The organism is Pseudomonas sp. CH61, from assembly GCF_059429415.1.
This window is the reverse complement of sequence record NZ_CM182098.1, coordinates 3,313,014-3,328,764: the sequence shown is the minus strand read 5'-3', so window position 1 is coordinate 3,328,764 and position 15,751 is coordinate 3,313,014. Positions and strand designations below refer to the sequence as shown.

Sequence of the window (15,751 nt, the reverse complement as noted above, 5' to 3'; positions counted from 1 at the left end):
TGATGATGGAATGGATGAGCTGGACCACGCCTACCGCAGCATTCTTCATCGTCATCGGCCTGATTCTGGTCGGTATGACCACTTGGGAATTGCGTTCGCCGAGCATCCTGCGGCGAGGTTTTCTGCCGATTGCCACCACCCGTGGTGATCGTTTGTTTATCGGTCTTCTCGGCAGCGCCTACCTGCATTTGCTGGTGATCGGCGCCACCGACTGGAGCATCTGGGTGGCGTCCGCGTTGTCCCTGGTGTGGCTGTTGGCTGTGATGCGTTGGGGCTAGTCGAGTCGTTCGGCAACGCGGCTCCACAACTTAAACAGGAGGTCTCTATGTTCGACAAAAACAATAAGCTGCGACATAGCATTTCATTGGCAGCCATGCTGGCACTCAGCGGTTTGAGCGCATCCGCCTGGGCCGATGCCTACGAGGACGCGGCGAAAAAATGGATCGGCAGTGAATTCAAGCCGTCGACCCTGACGGCCGAGCAGCAACTCGAAGAATTGAAGTGGTTCATCAAGGCGGCCGAGCCGTTTCGCGGCATGGACATCAAGGTCGTTTCCGAGACCCTGACCACCCACGAATACGAGTCGAAAGTGCTGGCCAAGGCGTTCAGCGAAATCACCGGGATCAAGCTCACCCACGACCTGCTGCAAGAAGGCGACGTGGTCGAGAAAATGCAGACGGTGATGCAGTCCGACAAGAATATCTATGACGGCTGGGTCAACGACTCGGACCTGATCGGTACGCACTTTCGCTACGGCAAGACCGAATCGATCACCGACCTGATGGCCAACGAAGGCAAGAACTTCACCTCGCCAACGCTCGATATCAAGGACTTCATCGGCATCTCGTTCACCACCGCGCCGGACGGCAAGATCTATCAACTGCCCGACCAGCAATTCGCCAACCTCTACTGGTTCCGTGCTGACTGGTTCGAGCGCGCCGATCTGAAAGCCAAGTTCAAGGAAAAGTACGGCTACGAATTGGGCGTGCCGGTGAACTGGTCAGCCTATGAAGACATCGCCAAATTCTTCAGCGAAGACGTCAAGGAGATCGACGGCAAACGCGTTTACGGGCACATGGACTACGGCAAGAAAGATCCGTCGCTGGGCTGGCGCTTCACCGATGCCTGGTTCTCCATGGCCGGTGGCGGTGACAAAGGCATCCCCAACGGCTTGCCGGTGGACGAGTGGGGGATTCGTGTCGAGGACTGCCACCCGGTCGGCTCCAGCGTGACTCGCGGCGGCGACACCAATGGCCCGGCGGCAGTGTTCGCCACCACCAAGTATGTCGACTGGCTGAAGAAGTACGCGCCACCGGAAGCGGCGGGCATGACCTTCTCCGAGTCCGGTCCGGTGCCGTCGCAGGGCAATATCGCTCAGCAGATCTTCTGGTACACCGCGTTCACCGCCGACATGACCAAACCGGGCCTGCCGGTGGTCAACGCCGACGGCACGCCGAAATGGCGAATGGCGCCATCGCCACGCGGGCCGTATTGGGAGGAGGGCATGAAGCTCGGTTATCAGGACGTGGGCTCTTGGACGTTCATGAAATCCACGCCTGAAAAGCAGAAACTCGCGGCTTGGCTGTATGCGCAGTTTGTGACCTCGAAAACTGTCTCGTTGAAGAAAACCATCGTCGGCCTGACGCCGATTCGCGAGTCGGACATCAACTCGCAGGCGATGACCGATCTGGCGCCGAAGCTCGGTGGTCTGGTCGAGTTCTACCGCAGCCCGGCCCGCGTGCAATGGACCCCGACCGGGACCAACGTGCCGGACTACCCGCGTCTGGCGCAACTGTGGTGGAGCCACATCGCCGAAGCGGCCAGCGGCGAGAAGACCCCGCAACAGGCACTGGATGGTTTGGCCAAGGACCAGGACGCGATCATGACGCGCCTGGAACGCTCCAAGGCCCAAGCTGTTTGTGCACCGAAGATGAATCCGGAGCGCGACGCGCAGTACTGGTTTGATCAGCCGGGCGCACCGAAACCGAAACTGGCCAACGAGAAGCCGAAGGGCGAGACCGTGAGCTACAACGAACTGCTGAAATCGTGGGCGGATGCGCGCAAATAACAGCTGAAATGTGAAAGGCGAACGGCACCGGAAGGTGCCGTTTTTTTTCGCGCCTGATCTACCGTAATCGCGAGCAGGCTCACTCCTACAGGTGTTGTGTCGTTCACTAATGCGTGTACGCCGCAAATCACTGTAGGAGTGAGCCTGCTCGCGATGGGGCCGTTGGTGTCACCGCAGGAAAACCCAATCGGAACACGGTCATCGCACCGGGCAGGCTTTTCACGTCGGCCACACCCTGATGCAGGCTCATGATCGAGCGCACGATCGCCAGCCCCAACCCCGTGCTGCCCTGTGAGCGTGAGCGGCTGCTGTCGACGCGGTAGAAGCGGTCGAACAGATGTGGCAAATGCTGCGCTTCAATCCCGGCGCCGGGGTTACTGACCAGCAGGGAAGCCTGCGTCGCACTCTGTTCAATCAGCAGCGTCACGGTTTTCCCGTTCGGGCAGTGGCGCAGTGCGTTGGACAGCAAATTGGAAATCGCCCGCTGAATCATCAACCGATCGCCCATCACCTGTGCGCTGCCAATGACATTCAAATGAATTTCCTTGTCCTGCGCCGACAACGAAAACATTTCGGCGACTTTCGCCACTTCAACCTCCAGCGCCACCGCTTCAAACGGTGCCAGCGCCGACGGATGACTGACCTGCGCCAGAAACAGCATGTCCGAAACAATCCGCGCCACGCGCTCCAGTTCCTCGGTGCACGACACCAGCACGTCCTTGTATTCCTCGGTCGTGCGCTCGCGGGACAAGGTCACCTGCGCCTTGCCCATCAGGTTATTGATCGGCGTGCGCAGCTCATGCGCCAGATCATCAGAAAACTGCGACAACTGCTGCACCCCGGCATCCAGCCGATGCAGCATGAAGTTGATGCCCTGCGCCAGTTCACTCAATTCCTGCGGCATGTTCACCACGGACAATCGATGTTCCAGGTCCTGGGTCGAGACCATCGCCGCCACTTTGCGAAACTCGCGCAGCGGCGCCAAACCCCGCTGCACCGCGCCCCAGGCCGTCAGGCCGATGAATACCAGCAACAACGGCAAGGCAATCAGCGTCGAGCGCAGATACGCGCTGAGCAAAGCCTGATCATGGGCGTTGTCCATCGACAGCAGCACCGGCACGCTGTTGCCGTCCTTGAGGCGAATCAGCTTGGACACGGTGAGGAATTTCGCCCCTTCAGCATCCAGGCTGTCGGAATACGCCAGTTGATCAGTGGTCGCCCGCACCGCTTTCAATTCAACTCGTGGATCAGTCAAACCGCTACCGGATTTGAGCAGCGGCGAACGCAAATTCAAACGGTCATAAATCGTCAAAGTGAGGTTGTCATGGCCCATGACCTGATCGAGCAAAATATGCGGCTTGCCGCTGATCTCATTGGCATCGACGTACAGCGACAAGCTGTGTTCGACCTGCGCCATCTTCTTCTCGAGACTGTCGCGGGACAGCGCATTGAGTTCATGGGTCAACGCGAAATAGGCAAGGATCGCCAGGAACACGACCAACAGCGCGCCGAGAATACTCACCGTCAAACCGAGGCGCATCGACAGGCTGGAGGGCTTCATTCCCGGGCCTCCAGCACATAGCCGACACCGCGCAGGGTGTGTATGAGTTTGCTGTCGAACGGGTCGTCGATTTTCGCCCGCAAGCGGCGGATCGACACTTCGACCACGTTGGTGTCGCAGTCGAAATTCATGTCCCACACCAGCGAGATGATCTGCGTGCGGGTCAGTACTTCGCCGGACTGGCGCATCAGCAGGTGCAGCAGGGCGAATTCCTTGGTGGTCAGGTCAATACGCTGCGCCCCACGAAACGCGCGATGGCGGCCCGGATCGAGTTCCAGATCAGCGACTTTCAACACCTGCGGCACCGGAAAGTTTTCGCTGCGGCGCATCAACGTACGCACCCGCGCCAGCAGTTCGGGAAACTCGAACGGCTTGACCAGATAGTCGTCGGCGCCCAGATCGAGGCCACGAATCTTGTCCACCAGACGCCCGCGCGCGGTAAGCATCATTACCCGCGTCGAATGGGTGCGACGCAGTTGTTCCAGCACGGCCAAACCGTCGAGTTCCGGCAGATTCACGTCGAGAATAATCAGGTCATACGCTTGTTGTTGCGCCAGGTGCAGGCCATCGGCACCGGTGGCCGCGTGGTCAACAACATAACCACTTTCGGTCAAACCCTGATGCAAGTATTCGGCAGCTTTAAGCTCGTCCTCGACGACAAGGATTCGCATGATCTATCACCACTTTTATTTAATGGGTATTTAATTTAAAAGGCCCTCACCCTAACCCTCTCCCAGAGGAAGAGGGGACTGAGTGCGGGATATTTCAGAACTACGCCGACGTGGAAAAAATTTACTGAATCCATAATCAACTTGATGTAACAGGTCGATAAATAACGCCAGACACTTCGGTCGGCTCCCTCTCCCCCGGGAGAGGGCTGGGGTGAGGGGAAGTCCGGACGATAAAGGTTGTAGTGGCTACAAGGTCAACGATCAAAAGCTCTAAACCAGTGCTCTGCGACAGTCGGTCGCAGCGAGAGCCACAAAAAACCCATGACTTCGATTCACGCAAGTGCAATTCAGCAGATAACTAACGCGCATTTGTTTCCATGTATTGCAACAACCCCCGCCAGCACTTCGCATCCTAGAACAAAACAACTTCCGCAAACCGTGGATAACGGATTTGTAATGTTCCAGTCACCTTGTCGATAAGTTCAAAACCCTACCGTGGCGGCATCCGAGATTCTTGAATAAAGGAAGTCTTCCATTGCCCGGTTTAATAGAACTGACGGCGCAATCACGCCTGAAAAAAACAGTCAGCGGCCTGGTGTTGTTGGCCAGCGCCGGCCTGGCGAGTGCTTCGACCCTGACGCTGGACCAAGCCCTGCAAAGTGCCTTCGCCGGCAACCCGGAACTGGCCGCCGCGCAATGGGAAATCGGCATCGCCCAAGGCGATCGGCAACAGGCCGGGCTGATCCCTAACCCTGAAGTGTCGTGGGAGGCTGAAGACACTCGGCGCGACTCGCGCACAACCACGGTAATGCTCAGTCAGCCAATCGAACTGGGCGGCAAACGCGGCGCACGCATCGACGTCGCCAGCCGCGCGCAGGACGCTGCCGGCATCGAACTGGAGCGCAAGCGCAATGCCTTGCGTGCCGATGTGATTCAGGCGTTCAACAGCGCGCAAACCGCGCAGCAACGTTTGCAGTTGTCGCGCCAGTCGCTGCAATTGGCCGAGCACGGTGTGCGCGTGGCGCAAGGACGGATCGAGGCGGGTAAATCGTCACCGGTCGAAGGCACGCGCGCGCAAGTGCAGCGCTCGGAAGTGCGCCTTGAATTGAGCCGGGCAGAGCGTGATCAGGCCACCGCGTACCAACAATTGGCGCAAGTCATGGGCGCGCCGTTGCCGACGTCGACCAAGGTGCAGGCACCCACGCAAAGCATGCCGGCCGTTCCTCCACCGACAAGATTGCTCGAGCGTCTGAACGAGACCGCCGAACTGCGTCTGGCCAAGTTGCAGATCGATCAGCGCGAAGCGTCATTGGGCCTGGAAAAGTCCCAGCGCATCCCCGACCTCACCGTGAGCATCGGCAGTCAGTACAGCGAAACCGAGCGCGAGCGGGTCAACGTGGTCGGCCTGTCGATGCCGATTCCACTGTTCAACCGCAATCAGGGCAACGTGCTCGCCGCAGCGCGCCGAACTGATCAGGCGCGGGATCTGCGCAACGCCACCGAGCTGCGCTTGCGCACGGAAATCCAGACCAGTCTCGAGCAATGGCAGACCGCCAACGGCGAAGTCACCGCGTTCAACCAGACCATCCTGCCCGCCGCGCAAAGTGCGGTCGACAGCGCAACCCGCGGTTTCGAAATGGGCAAGTTCGGCTTCCTCGATGTACTCGATGCGCAACGCACGTTGATCAGCGCCCGTAGCCAGTACATCCAGGCCGTCAGCGAGGCCACCGACGCCCGCGTACGCATCGAACGGATCTTTGGCGACCTCAACGTCAGCCGTTGAATTTCATTTTTCAGACAACTGCGCGATGGCATGGCGCAGAGGAGTTTCCATGGACAAAAAACTGATGGTTGTCGCGGTGGCGACGTTGGCGTTGGGGATTGGCATAGGCTCGCAGTGGTCAGCCAACTCAAGCATCGACGCCCACGCCGATGAGGCTGCTGAACACGCCGATCACGCCGAAGAAGGCGCCGCTGCCGAAGGCGAACATGGCGAAGAAGGCCACATCAAATTGAGTGCCGAGCAAATCACTGCCGCCGGCATTCAACTGGCCGAAGCAAAGCCGCAAAACATCAGCCGCGGCCTGCCGTTCCCCGGCGAAGTGCGCTTCGACGAAGACCGCACCGCCCACGTCGTACCGCGCGTGCCAGGTGTGGTCGAGGCGGTGGCGGTCAACCTCGGGCAAACGGTGAAGAAGGGCCAGTTACTGGCGGTGATCGCCAGTCAGCAGATCTCCGATCAACGCAGCGAGCAGGCCGCCGCGCAACGTCGCCTGGCCCTGGCGCGCACCACCTATGAGCGCGAGAAAAAGCTGTGGCAGGACAAGATCTCCGCCGAGCAGGATTTCCTCCAGGCGCGCCAGGCACTGCAAGAGGCCGAAATCGCCGTGAGCAATGCCCGGCAAAAGATCAGCGTGCTCAGCGGCAGCGTGGTCGCCACCGGCGGCAATCGCTATGAATTGCGCGCGCCGTTCGATGGCGTGGTGGTGGAAAAACACCTGACGCCGGGCGAGGTGGTCGATGAGGCCACGGCGGCGTTCACCCTCTCGGATCTGTCGCGAGTGTGGGTCACGTTCGGCGTTTCGCCGAAGGATCTGAACAAGGTGCAAGTGGGCAAAGCGGTCACCGTCAGCGCCCCGGAATTGAACGCGGAAGTCGTCGGCAGCGTGGCTTACGTTGGCAGTTTGCTCGGCGAACAGACCCGCACGGCAACCGTACGCGTCACCCTGGAAAACCCACAAGGTTCATGGCGCCCCGGTCTGTTCGTCACTGCGCTGGTGGCGACCGACAGTCGCGAAGCGAAGGTTGCCGTACCGGAAACCGCGATCCAGACCGTCGAGGACAAACCTACGGTGTTCGTGCGTACCGACGATGGCTTCGAAGCGCGCGCGGTTGAACTGGGCAGCCGCGCCGCCGGCCATGTGGAAATCACTCAAGGGCTGGAACCGGGCGCGCAAGTCGCCAGCGCCGGCAGCTTCGTCCTCAAGTCGGAGCTGGGCAAAGCCTCAGCCGAGCACAGTCATTAATTCTGGAAGGTCCTCATGTTCGAACGCCTGATCCAGTTTGCCATCGAGCAACGCATCATCGTGCTGCTCGCCGTTCTGCTCATGGCCGGCCTCGGCATCGCCAGTTATCAGAAACTGCCGATCGACGCCGTGCCCGACATCACCAACGTCCAGGTACAGATCAACACCGGCGCCGCCGGGTTCTCGCCGCTGGAAACCGAGCAGCGCATCACCTTCCCGATTGAAACCGCGATGGCCGGTTTGCCGGCACTGGAGCAGACCCGTTCGCTGTCGCGCTCGGGCCTGTCGCAAGTCACGGTGATCTTCAAGGACGGCACCGACCTGTTCTTCGCCCGTCAGTTGGTCAACGAGCGTTTGCAGATCGCCAAGGAGCAATTGCCCGAAGGCGCGGAAGCGGTGATGGGGCCGATTTCCACCGGTCTCGGTGAGATCTTTTTGTGGACAGTCGAGGCGAAGGAGGGCGCGCTGAAGGACGACGGCACGCCGTACACGCCGACTGATCTGCGGGTGATTCAGGACTGGATCATCAAGCCGCAATTGCGCAACGTACCCGGTGTCGCCGAGATCAACACCATCGGTGGCTTTGCCAAGGAATATCAGATCGCGCCGGACCCGAAACGCCTGGCGGCGTACAAGCTGACCCTCACCGATCTGGTCACCGCGCTGGAGCGTAACAACGCCAACGTCGGCGCCGGTTACATCGAGCGCAGCGGCGAACAATTGCTGATCCGCGCGCCGGGCCAGGTGGCGAGCACCGAGGACATCGCCAACATCGTCATGGCCAATGTCGACGGCACGCCGATCCGCGTGAAGAACGTCGCCACCGTGGAAATCGGCCGTGAATTGCGCAGCGGCGCGGCCACGGAAAACGGGCGGGAAGTGGTGCTCGGCACCGTGTTCATGTTGATCGGCGAGAACAGCCGTACGGTGTCGCAAGCAGTCGCGAGCAAGCTTGAACAGATCAATAAATCCCTGCCTGTCGGGGTGATCGCCGTGCCGGTTTACGACCGTACGCACCTGGTCGACAAAGCCATTGCCACGGTGAAAAAGAACCTGATCGAAGGCGCGATTCTGGTCATCGCGATTCTGTTCCTGTTCCTCGGCAATATCCGCGCGGCGCTGATTACCGCGATGGTGATTCCGCTGTCGATGCTGTTCACCTTCACCGGGATGTTCAGCAACAAGGTCAGTGCCAACCTGATGAGCCTCGGCGCGCTGGACTTCGGCATCATCGTCGACGGCGCAGTGGTGATCGTTGAAAACACCCTGCGTCGACTGGCCCATGCGCAGCAGCATCACGGACGATTGTTGACCCGTGCCGAGCGTTTCAAGGAAGTCTTTGCCGCAGCGAAAGAGGCGCGACGACCGCTGATTTTCGGCCAGTTGATCATCATGGTCGTGTACCTGCCGATTTTCGCCCTGAGCGGCGTAGAAGGGAAAATGTTCCACCCGATGGCGTTCACTGTGGTCATCGCTTTGCTTGGCGCGATGTTGCTTTCCGTGACCTTTGTGCCGGCGGCGATTGCGCTGTTCGTGACCGGCAAGGTCAAGGAAGAAGAGGGCGCAGTGATGCGTGGCGCCCGTCGTGTTTATGCGCCGGCGCTCGCGTGGGTGATGTCCCATCGCGCAATCGCTGTGGGTGTGGCGTTGGGCGTGATCGTGCTCAGCGGTGTGCTCACCAGTCGTATGGGCAGCGAATTTGTGCCGAGCCTCAGTGAGGGCGATTTTGCCCTGCAAGCGTTGCGTGTACCGGGCACCAGCCTGACGCAATCGGTGGATATGCAGCAGCGTTTGGAAACCTTGATTTTGGCGAAGGTGCCGGAAGTCGAGCGCGTGTTTGCCCGCACTGGCACCGCCGAAATCGCTTCCGATCCGATGCCGCCGAACATCTCCGACAGCTACGTGATGCTCAAGCCGAAAGAGCAGTGGCCGGACCCGGGCAAGTCCCGTGAAACCTTGATGGCGGAACTGCAAGCGGCCGCCGCGACGCTGCCGGGCAGCAACTATGAACTTTCGCAGCCGATCCAGTTGCGCTTCAACGAATTGATCTCTGGTGTGCGTAGCGATGTGGCAGTGAAGGTGTTTGGCGATGACATGGATGTGCTCAATGCCACAGCGGCGAAGATTGCCGCCGCGATGCAGAAGGTTAACGGCGCCTCGGAAGTGAAGGTCGAACAAACCACCGGATTGCCGGTACTGACCATCAACATTGATCGCGACAAGGCTGCGCGTTACGGGCTGAACGTCGGTGATGTGCAGGACACCATCGCGGTCGCGGTGGGCGGGCGGCAGGCCGGAACGTTGTATGAGGGCGACCGGCGTTTCGACATGGTGGTGCGTTTGTCCGATGCCATGCGCAAGGACATCGATGGGCTGTCGGCGTTGCTGATTCCGGTGCCTGCGGTGAATGGTTCGGCGAATCAGATCGGTTTCATTGCGCTGCAAGAAGTCGCCAGTCTGGATCTGGTGCTCGGGCCGAATCAGGTCAGCCGCGAGAACGGCAAGCGTCTGGTGATCGTCAGCGCCAACGTGCGTGGGCGTGATATCGGTTCATTCGTCAGCGAGGCCGGCGAGGTGATCGAGCGTGATGTGCAAGTCCCGGCCGGTTACTGGACCAGTTGGGGCGGGCAGTTCGAGCAACTGCAATCGGCGGCCAAGCGCTTGCAGATTGTCGTGCCGGTGGCGTTGCTGCTGGTGTTCGGGTTGTTGTTCATGATGTTCAACAATCTCAAGGACGGCTTGCTGGTGTTTACCGGGATTCCGTTTGCCTTGACCGGTGGGGTCATGGCGCTGTGGCTGCGGGATATTCCGCTGTCGATTTCGGCGGGGGTCGGGTTTATCGCGTTGTCCGGGGTGGCGGTGTTGAACGGCTTGGTGATGATTGCGTTTATTCGTAATTTGCGTGAGGAGGGGCGTTCGCTGTCCGATGCCATTCACGAAGGTGCGCTGACGCGTTTGCGGCCGGTGTTGATGACGGCGTTGGTGGCGTCGCTGGGCTTTATTCCGATGGCTCTGGCTACCGGCACCGGCGCTGAAGTGCAACGCCCACTGGCAACCGTGGTGATCGGCGGAATCCTGTCCTCCACGATCCTCACGCTGCTGATCTTGCCGGCGCTCTACCAACTCGCCCATCGCCGGGATGAGGACGCCGTTCCAATTCAATAGTTAATCCCCCTGTGGGAGCGAGCCTGCTCGCGAAGACGATCTGTCAGTCAACAATGATGTGACTGAACCACCGCTTTCGCGAGCAGGCTCGCTCCCACAGGGTTTCCGTGCACTGATCCGGGAGATAACGGATATGTAATTTCCCCGCCACCGTCACGATAGGTTCGGATTGTTACCTTGATCCCGTCAGTTACTTAAACGAGGAATCAAAGATGAAAATCGTACAGATGGGTGCTTTTGTTGTGGCGTTGGCAATCTCTTCCGTGGCCCTGGCCGAAGGCGGCGGCGACCGCACATTCGAGCGGATGATGAGCAGCAACGACCGCTCCATGGAGTTGTTCGTCGCCAAGGAAAAAGCCGCCGGCAACCCGGTGGTCGTCACTGACAAGAAAGACGACAAGACCCGCGATCTGTAAGCCTGCTGCACCTGAACAAGCCCTTCATCGCGCATCGATGCCGGGCTTTTTTTACGCCCGGACGGGAAGGAAATGGATATGAAAATGCTCAAGTGGATTGTGTTCGCCGGCGTCATGGCGATGTCGGTGAATGTGCTGGCTGAAGGTGGCGGTGACCGCACTTTCGAACGCGCACTTAGCGCCAACAGTAAGGCCATGGAACAGTACGCCGCCAACCAGGGCAAAGCGCCGCCGGTGGTGAAGGATTATGAATATGGAATGAAGCTGGACGTGGTCAAGGTGGTGAGCGTGGTGAAGCCGCAGCCTGCGTGCAAAGTGGTGCCAACGGCCATGACTTATGAGGATTCCAAGGGGCAGCTCAACACCATCAAGTACAACGTGATGGGCGTGTGTCGAAACGGCGGGAGCTGAATCTGTAACGTCTAATCGCGGTCCCCTGTAGGAGCTGCCGAAGGCTGCGATCTTTTGATCTTGATCTTGAAAATCAAAAGATCGCAGCCTTCGGCAGCTCCTACACGTTCTGTATTTCAATTCGTGATGTTTAAAGGTTGTGTGGGAAGCGCGGAACCTTCCCACAATGTTTTCAGGTTGTCCGTCGGACGTCCGCTCTCTAGCCTGTGTGGGTCGCTGCCAATTCAGCGATCGGGATTGGAACCCCGTGGCTTTACAGAAAGCGAAAGCACTTTTCATGACGTATGCTTGCACACCTTTGATGGTATGCAGTTCGTTATGGCAGCTGTGCGCGGGAGACTTCGAGTCTGTCGGGTTTTCTGTTCCCCGGGTTCCAACCTGCGTACAGCTGCCACCCTTTCGATTGGAACCGAATGGGCCAGCTCCACTTTCAGAACAGAAGATGAACCTTATGAAAAAGCCAACCCCAAATCCCCCCGAAGCAGACGCAATCCCCGACGCCAACTCAACATCCCCCTACGCCTCCGTTGAGACTAGAAAACTCCACGAAGCCGCAGACCGCGCCCTCGATTACTACCTCAAACCCTCAGCCGCCATCATGTCCGCACCGTACATCCCCAACCAGATGTTCCTGGTCAACCCCAAAGCCGACACCGAATCCTTGCTGGCCAACGCCAGCGAATCCCTGGCCTCGGCCACGGTGATGCTCGGTGACTTCGCCGCGCTGTTGGGCGGCACCCATCGTAAGACGCTGCTGGGTATCGCGCAGGTCGTCATGCTTGGCGAATTAGCGGTGAACAAAGCGCTGGATAACGTAGATCCAAACGCGTAGCTATCAATGGCCGGGTTTTATCCGTTGTTTTTGCGTTGACCTCAAAATCCTGCCCCCTCACCCCAGCCCTCTCCCCCGAGGGGGCGAGGGGGAAAGGGAGCAGATCTTCAAGCCATTCAAAACCAGAGTACGCCTCGGTTTTTCAGGTCGATATAACTTCAACAACCAGCTCGGTCAGTCCCCTCTCACCCAGGGGGAAAGGGAGCAGGCTTTCGAGCCATTCAAAACCAGAGTACGCCCCGGTTTTTCAGGTCGATGTATCTTCAACAACCAGCTCGGTCAGTCCCCTCTCACCCAGGGGGAAAGGGAGCAGGCTTTCGAGCCATTCAAAACCAGAGTACGCCTCGGTTTTTCAGGTCGATGTATTTGCAACAGCCAACTCGGTCAGTCCCCTCTACCTCTGGGAGAGGGCTAGGGTGAGGGCCGGGCCTAAACCTGAAAAACATAACCACGGCAAAACACAGAGCAAAAAAAGGCGCCCCGAAGGACGCCAAAAGATTCACCTCTTACCAAAGGAGCAAGGAGCTTCTAAAGGTGAATTTGCATCAACCGCGCAATCAGAGAATCGCCAGCGGATACTCGACAATCACCCGCACTTCATCCAGATCCGACTCGAACGTCGTGGCGCGGGTTGTGGCCTGGCGCAAGCGCAGTGACAGGTCTTTCATCGAGCCGCTTTGCACCACGTATTTGACTTCGATATCGCGCTCCCAACGCTTCTGATCGGTCAGCGGATTGCCCTCGGCATCGCGGCGCATGTACACCGCGTTGGCGTTGGAATAGTCGGCGTCGGTGCCGCGCGCATAACGGGTCATGAACGACAGACCCGGTACGCCATAGGTGCTCATGTCGAGGTCATAACGCACCATCCACGAACGCTCTTTCGGCGAGTTGAAGTCGCTGTACTGGATCGAGTTGTCGAGGAAGATCGAGTCGGACTGGCGCAGGTAATCGAAGTCGTCATTGCCGTTATTGCGTTGGTGGGACAGGGCGACCGAATGGGCGCCGAGTTTTACGCCGACACGGCCGCTCCAGATGTTGTTGTCGAACTCGCCGAGCAGTTGTTTGCCCTCATCGATGGCCTTGTAATAGTTCAGACCACCGAACAGCGATAGGTCGTCCGACAGCGGATACGTCCAGGCAGTGCCGGCGTAATACTGATTCCACGCATCCTTCAGGCGACTCGAATACAGGCTGAAACTGAGGTGCTTGTTCAGCGCATAATCGCCGCCGCCATAAGCGATCCACGGCGAGTTGACCGGGCCTGCGTAGAACGTGGCGAAGTTCTCGCGCATGTCGCTGGACACCGGTTGGCTCATCGCATGCAACCGACCGCCCTGCAACGAAAGACCTTCAATGCTGGTGTTGCTCGCCGTCACTCCGCGAAAGCTTTCCGGCAGCAAGCGCGAGTCACCTGCCGCAACCACCGGATTGGCCGGGAACACATCGCCAACCTTGATCACCGTATCGAACGCCCGAATTTTCGCGGCGCCGCCGACCTTGGTGTATTCGTCCCGCGCCTCGCCGTCACTGTTGACCGGCAACACATCAAACGAACTGCGCCCACCGTTGCGCCCGTCACCGCTGTCGAGTTTCAGACCGATCATCGCAAACGCATCAACCCCGACCCCGACGGTGCCTTGAGTAAAACCGGATTCGAACCTGCTTATCACCGCGTGCGCCCAGGCTTCGGAATAACCGTTGCCGGTCGGGTTGGACTGGCCGTTGCGATGATCACGATTGAAGTAGAAGTTACGGTTGAGCACCGTCAGGCTGCTGCCTTCGACAAAGCCTTCAGGCTTGTCTTCAGCAAACACCATGGACGGCCCGGCGCCGACCACCACCGCTAAGGCGGCCATCGATATTTTTGTAGGGTTAACCATCAAACACTCCTTGGGTTCGGCAGAACGGGAACGTGCTTCGGCGTGGGTTTTATTGTTCGACGGGGCAGGGCCCGCCGGCATTGGTCGCCGGGTGACATCGTTGCAAGCTGCGGATAACGCCAAGGTGATGAGGGAATTACAATTTCGTCATGTGGTTATATGGATTGAGTGAACGCCACACAAACCTGTGGGAGCGAGTGAGTCTGATAGGTCGCATGAGTGCAGATGTGGCTTTTTATCGTTCGAAGGTATCCAGCAAATTGTGTGATAGAGATGCATCAAATTCTTCGGGAAGTGTGAGTTTGCCCTTCATGGCGCCGATCCGTTTTACACGGATCTTCTTCAAGGTGATTTTGCCTTTGCGTTCTTCGGCTAACGCATCAAGACCATCCATCAATTCTGAATAAATATCCCGCTTCATGATTCGTGGATCTCCACTTGATAGGTGATCCTTAAATTTAACCGCAATCACCTTCTGCAGAATGTCAGCCATTGCTCGATGCTTTGCAGGAAAATTCTTCAAAAGGTGAGAGTGTGAAGACCAAGAAAGCATAGCGAGCGATCATCTGGACGCGCTGGCGCAGTCTGCTGATACTGAATCCTACAAACGCGAAGGCGGCACCTGAAGGTGCCGCCTTTTTATAAAGCTCTGCGAGGGCAAGAGTGCTTTAGTTGCGTTGTCATCTGTTATCTAAAGCTATCTCTTTTCTATTGATAACTTTTTCGTTAACGATACGACGTACAACCGGTGCAGAAGGTTTCTCTGGTGGTGTAGGTCTTGTCGCATTTTGTGGCTTAGGCCGATCATTAGTAGCTTTCATTTCTGATCCCTATTGGTGCCGCCGTTAACATCGTCATATGTTCTTCTAGAAGATGGAGCAGTCGGTTTGACAGGAGCTTGGGGCAAAGGTTTTTTTTCACTTAATGTTGGCTTGTTGGATTCGCTCAATTTCCCTGCCCCTTTTTCAAGAAGTAAATTCTCAAGGATTATAGTCCTTTTTTTCAGATCTGCTACGCCTTCGGCTTTTGGGTCATTCAGCAACTGCTTTCTCAAGTCGGATATTTGGTCGCCCACGTACGTATCTTTTATTGCAAAGTTTTTCCTGGGCGAGGAAGTATCCATGTCAAAAAGGACAAACAACAAGCTACCGATAGCAAGAGGAATGCAGGCCATCAGAAAAGTTGAAATGGATTTGAAAACCCATCGTGATCGCTCTTCATTGACTAAAGCATTGTGTGTGGAACAACTGATGTAGGTGTTTGAAATGAAGCTTGCGGTCTCTTTGTCAGGATCGATCAAAGGTATTTGCTCGTGCTGCGATACCTGTGAGTTATATTTTCCAAGTTCAATGTTGTATTGTGTTTGGCTGTCGTAATACTCTTTTATTTTTTCTGCGTATGGCATTCTGTTGAATTCAGATCCGCTAAATGCTCTGAAGTTGAAGTATGTAGAGATAGTTGAGATTGTCAGGGTTAAAGTTACGAGAAAGGAAATGATGTATGCGATTTCGGGGTTGAAGGTGAAATCCAAAAAACGAGCTAGATAGATGGTTGCAGAAGCTAGCGCAAATATCGCAGTAAAAATTATTTGAGTTTTTATCGAGATGCTGTTTTTTATCTCTTCTTCGTATGCATACATTTTTTCATATGTGGTGTGGATGTTGTCAGTGTTCAATATGGTTTCCTTGTGCCCTGTTGGTCGGCAAGTACTTTCAATG

The 15,751-nt window shown here is 57.4% G+C and carries 14 protein-coding genes; 8 read left to right on the top strand and 6 right to left on the bottom strand.

Annotated elements, in window-relative coordinates:
• The first annotated feature begins 5 nt into the window (after positions 1-5).
• Positions 6-278 carry a DUF2160 domain-containing protein gene (locus AC5SEM_RS14850; RefSeq protein WP_007912485.1) on the top strand — a complete coding sequence of 91 codons (273 nt, stop codon included), beginning with the start codon at positions 6-8 and terminating at the stop codon, positions 276-278.
• Positions 279-325: 47 nt separating this feature from the next.
• A complete protein-coding gene (locus tag AC5SEM_RS14845; RefSeq protein ID WP_064389298.1) occupies positions 326-2,068 on the top strand; it encodes an ABC transporter substrate-binding protein in 1,743 nt (580 codons plus the stop codon).
• A gap of 127 nt (positions 2,069-2,195) precedes the next feature.
• Here the strand turns inward: AC5SEM_RS14845 and AC5SEM_RS14840 are convergent, their stop codons facing one another.
• Positions 2,196-3,629 carry a heavy metal sensor histidine kinase gene (locus tag AC5SEM_RS14840; protein ID WP_495470661.1) on the bottom strand — a complete coding sequence of 478 codons (1,434 nt, stop codon included), beginning with the start codon at positions 3,627-3,629 and terminating at the stop codon, positions 2,196-2,198.
• Positions 3,626-4,300: a heavy metal response regulator transcription factor gene (locus AC5SEM_RS14835; protein ID WP_495470660.1), complete on the bottom strand. Its 675-nt coding sequence runs from the start codon at positions 4,298-4,300 to the stop codon at positions 3,626-3,628. The genes AC5SEM_RS14840 and AC5SEM_RS14835 overlap by 4 nt, the downstream gene beginning before the upstream one ends.
• Before the next feature lie 535 nt (positions 4,301-4,835).
• On the opposite strand from AC5SEM_RS14835, the gene AC5SEM_RS14830 reads away from it, so the two are divergent.
• The 6 genes from AC5SEM_RS14830 to AC5SEM_RS14805 all read left to right on the top strand — a co-directional run bounded on the left by AC5SEM_RS14830 (position 4,836) and on the right by AC5SEM_RS14805 (position 12,150).
• On the top strand, positions 4,836-6,083 hold the full coding sequence (locus AC5SEM_RS14830) for a TolC family protein (RefSeq protein WP_495470659.1): 1,248 nt from the start codon (positions 4,836-4,838) through the stop codon (positions 6,081-6,083).
• 49 nt (positions 6,084-6,132) lie between these two features.
• The gene (locus AC5SEM_RS14825; RefSeq protein WP_495470658.1) at positions 6,133-7,326 is read left to right on the top strand and encodes an efflux RND transporter periplasmic adaptor subunit; all 1,194 of its coding nucleotides are present in this window, start codon (positions 6,133-6,135) and stop codon (positions 7,324-7,326) included.
• Positions 7,327-7,341: 15 nt separating this feature from the next.
• Positions 7,342-10,491, top strand: a complete 3,150-nt coding sequence (locus AC5SEM_RS14820) for a CusA/CzcA family heavy metal efflux RND transporter (RefSeq protein WP_495470657.1) — start codon at positions 7,342-7,344, stop codon at positions 10,489-10,491.
• 212 nt (positions 10,492-10,703) lie between these two features.
• The gene (locus AC5SEM_RS14815; RefSeq protein WP_495470656.1) at positions 10,704-10,907 is read left to right on the top strand and encodes a co-regulatory protein PtrA N-terminal domain-containing protein; all 204 of its coding nucleotides are present in this window, start codon (positions 10,704-10,706) and stop codon (positions 10,905-10,907) included.
• Positions 10,908-10,985: 78 nt separating this feature from the next.
• Positions 10,986-11,318 (top strand): DUF2790 domain-containing protein, encoded by a 333-nt coding sequence (locus AC5SEM_RS14810; RefSeq protein ID WP_495470655.1) that lies wholly within the window; start codon positions 10,986-10,988, stop codon positions 11,316-11,318.
• Positions 11,319-11,769: 451 nt separating this feature from the next.
• On the top strand, positions 11,770-12,150 hold the full coding sequence (locus tag AC5SEM_RS14805) for a DUF6124 family protein (protein ID WP_495470654.1): 381 nt from the start codon (positions 11,770-11,772) through the stop codon (positions 12,148-12,150).
• 557 nt (positions 12,151-12,707) lie between these two features.
• On the opposite strand, the gene AC5SEM_RS14800 is transcribed toward AC5SEM_RS14805, so the two are convergent.
• From AC5SEM_RS14800 to AC5SEM_RS14785, 4 genes are all read right to left on the bottom strand, one after another.
• Positions 12,708-14,033 (bottom strand): OprD family porin, encoded by a 1,326-nt coding sequence (locus tag AC5SEM_RS14800; RefSeq protein WP_495470653.1) that lies wholly within the window; start codon positions 14,031-14,033, stop codon positions 12,708-12,710.
• A 235-nt stretch (positions 14,034-14,268) separates the two neighbouring features.
• Positions 14,269-14,526 carry a hypothetical protein gene (locus tag AC5SEM_RS14795; protein WP_258380101.1) on the bottom strand — a complete coding sequence of 86 codons (258 nt, stop codon included), beginning with the start codon at positions 14,524-14,526 and terminating at the stop codon, positions 14,269-14,271.
• Positions 14,527-14,713: 187 nt separating this feature from the next.
• Positions 14,714-14,854 (bottom strand): hypothetical protein, encoded by a 141-nt coding sequence (locus tag AC5SEM_RS14790; protein ID WP_495470652.1) that lies wholly within the window; start codon positions 14,852-14,854, stop codon positions 14,714-14,716.
• Positions 14,851-15,708, bottom strand: a complete 858-nt coding sequence (locus tag AC5SEM_RS14785) for a hypothetical protein (protein WP_495470651.1) — start codon at positions 15,706-15,708, stop codon at positions 14,851-14,853. The genes AC5SEM_RS14790 and AC5SEM_RS14785 overlap by 4 nt, the downstream gene beginning before the upstream one ends.
• Positions 15,709-15,751 lie beyond the last annotated feature (43 nt).

What these genes read in the sequence shown, in the direction of transcription:
- AC5SEM_RS14840 (WP_495470661.1), bottom strand. Translation starts at nt 3,629, where the DNA reads ATGAAGCCCTCCAGCCTGTCGATGCGCCTCGGTTTGACGGTGAGTATT.
- AC5SEM_RS14795 (WP_258380101.1), bottom strand. Translation starts at nt 14,526, where the DNA reads ATGGCTGACATTCTGCAGAAGGTGATTGCGGTTAAATTTAAGGATCAC.
- AC5SEM_RS14800 (WP_495470653.1), bottom strand. Translation starts at nt 14,033, where the DNA reads ATGGTTAACCCTACAAAAATATCGATGGCCGCCTTAGCGGTGGTGGTC.
- AC5SEM_RS14845 (WP_064389298.1), top strand. Translation starts at nt 326, where the DNA reads ATGTTCGACAAAAACAATAAGCTGCGACATAGCATTTCATTGGCAGCC.
- AC5SEM_RS14810 (WP_495470655.1), top strand. Translation starts at nt 10,986, where the DNA reads ATGAAAATGCTCAAGTGGATTGTGTTCGCCGGCGTCATGGCGATGTCG.
- AC5SEM_RS14850 (WP_007912485.1), top strand. Translation starts at nt 6, where the DNA reads ATGGAATGGATGAGCTGGACCACGCCTACCGCAGCATTCTTCATCGTC.
- AC5SEM_RS14835 (WP_495470660.1), bottom strand. Translation starts at nt 4,300, where the DNA reads ATGCGAATCCTTGTCGTCGAGGACGAGCTTAAAGCTGCCGAATACTTG.
- AC5SEM_RS14790 (WP_495470652.1), bottom strand. Translation starts at nt 14,854, where the DNA reads ATGAAAGCTACTAATGATCGGCCTAAGCCACAAAATGCGACAAGACCT.
- AC5SEM_RS14825 (WP_495470658.1), top strand. Translation starts at nt 6,133, where the DNA reads ATGGACAAAAAACTGATGGTTGTCGCGGTGGCGACGTTGGCGTTGGGG.
- AC5SEM_RS14820 (WP_495470657.1), top strand. Translation starts at nt 7,342, where the DNA reads ATGTTCGAACGCCTGATCCAGTTTGCCATCGAGCAACGCATCATCGTG.
- AC5SEM_RS14815 (WP_495470656.1), top strand. Translation starts at nt 10,704, where the DNA reads ATGAAAATCGTACAGATGGGTGCTTTTGTTGTGGCGTTGGCAATCTCT.
- AC5SEM_RS14805 (WP_495470654.1), top strand. Translation starts at nt 11,770, where the DNA reads ATGAAAAAGCCAACCCCAAATCCCCCCGAAGCAGACGCAATCCCCGAC.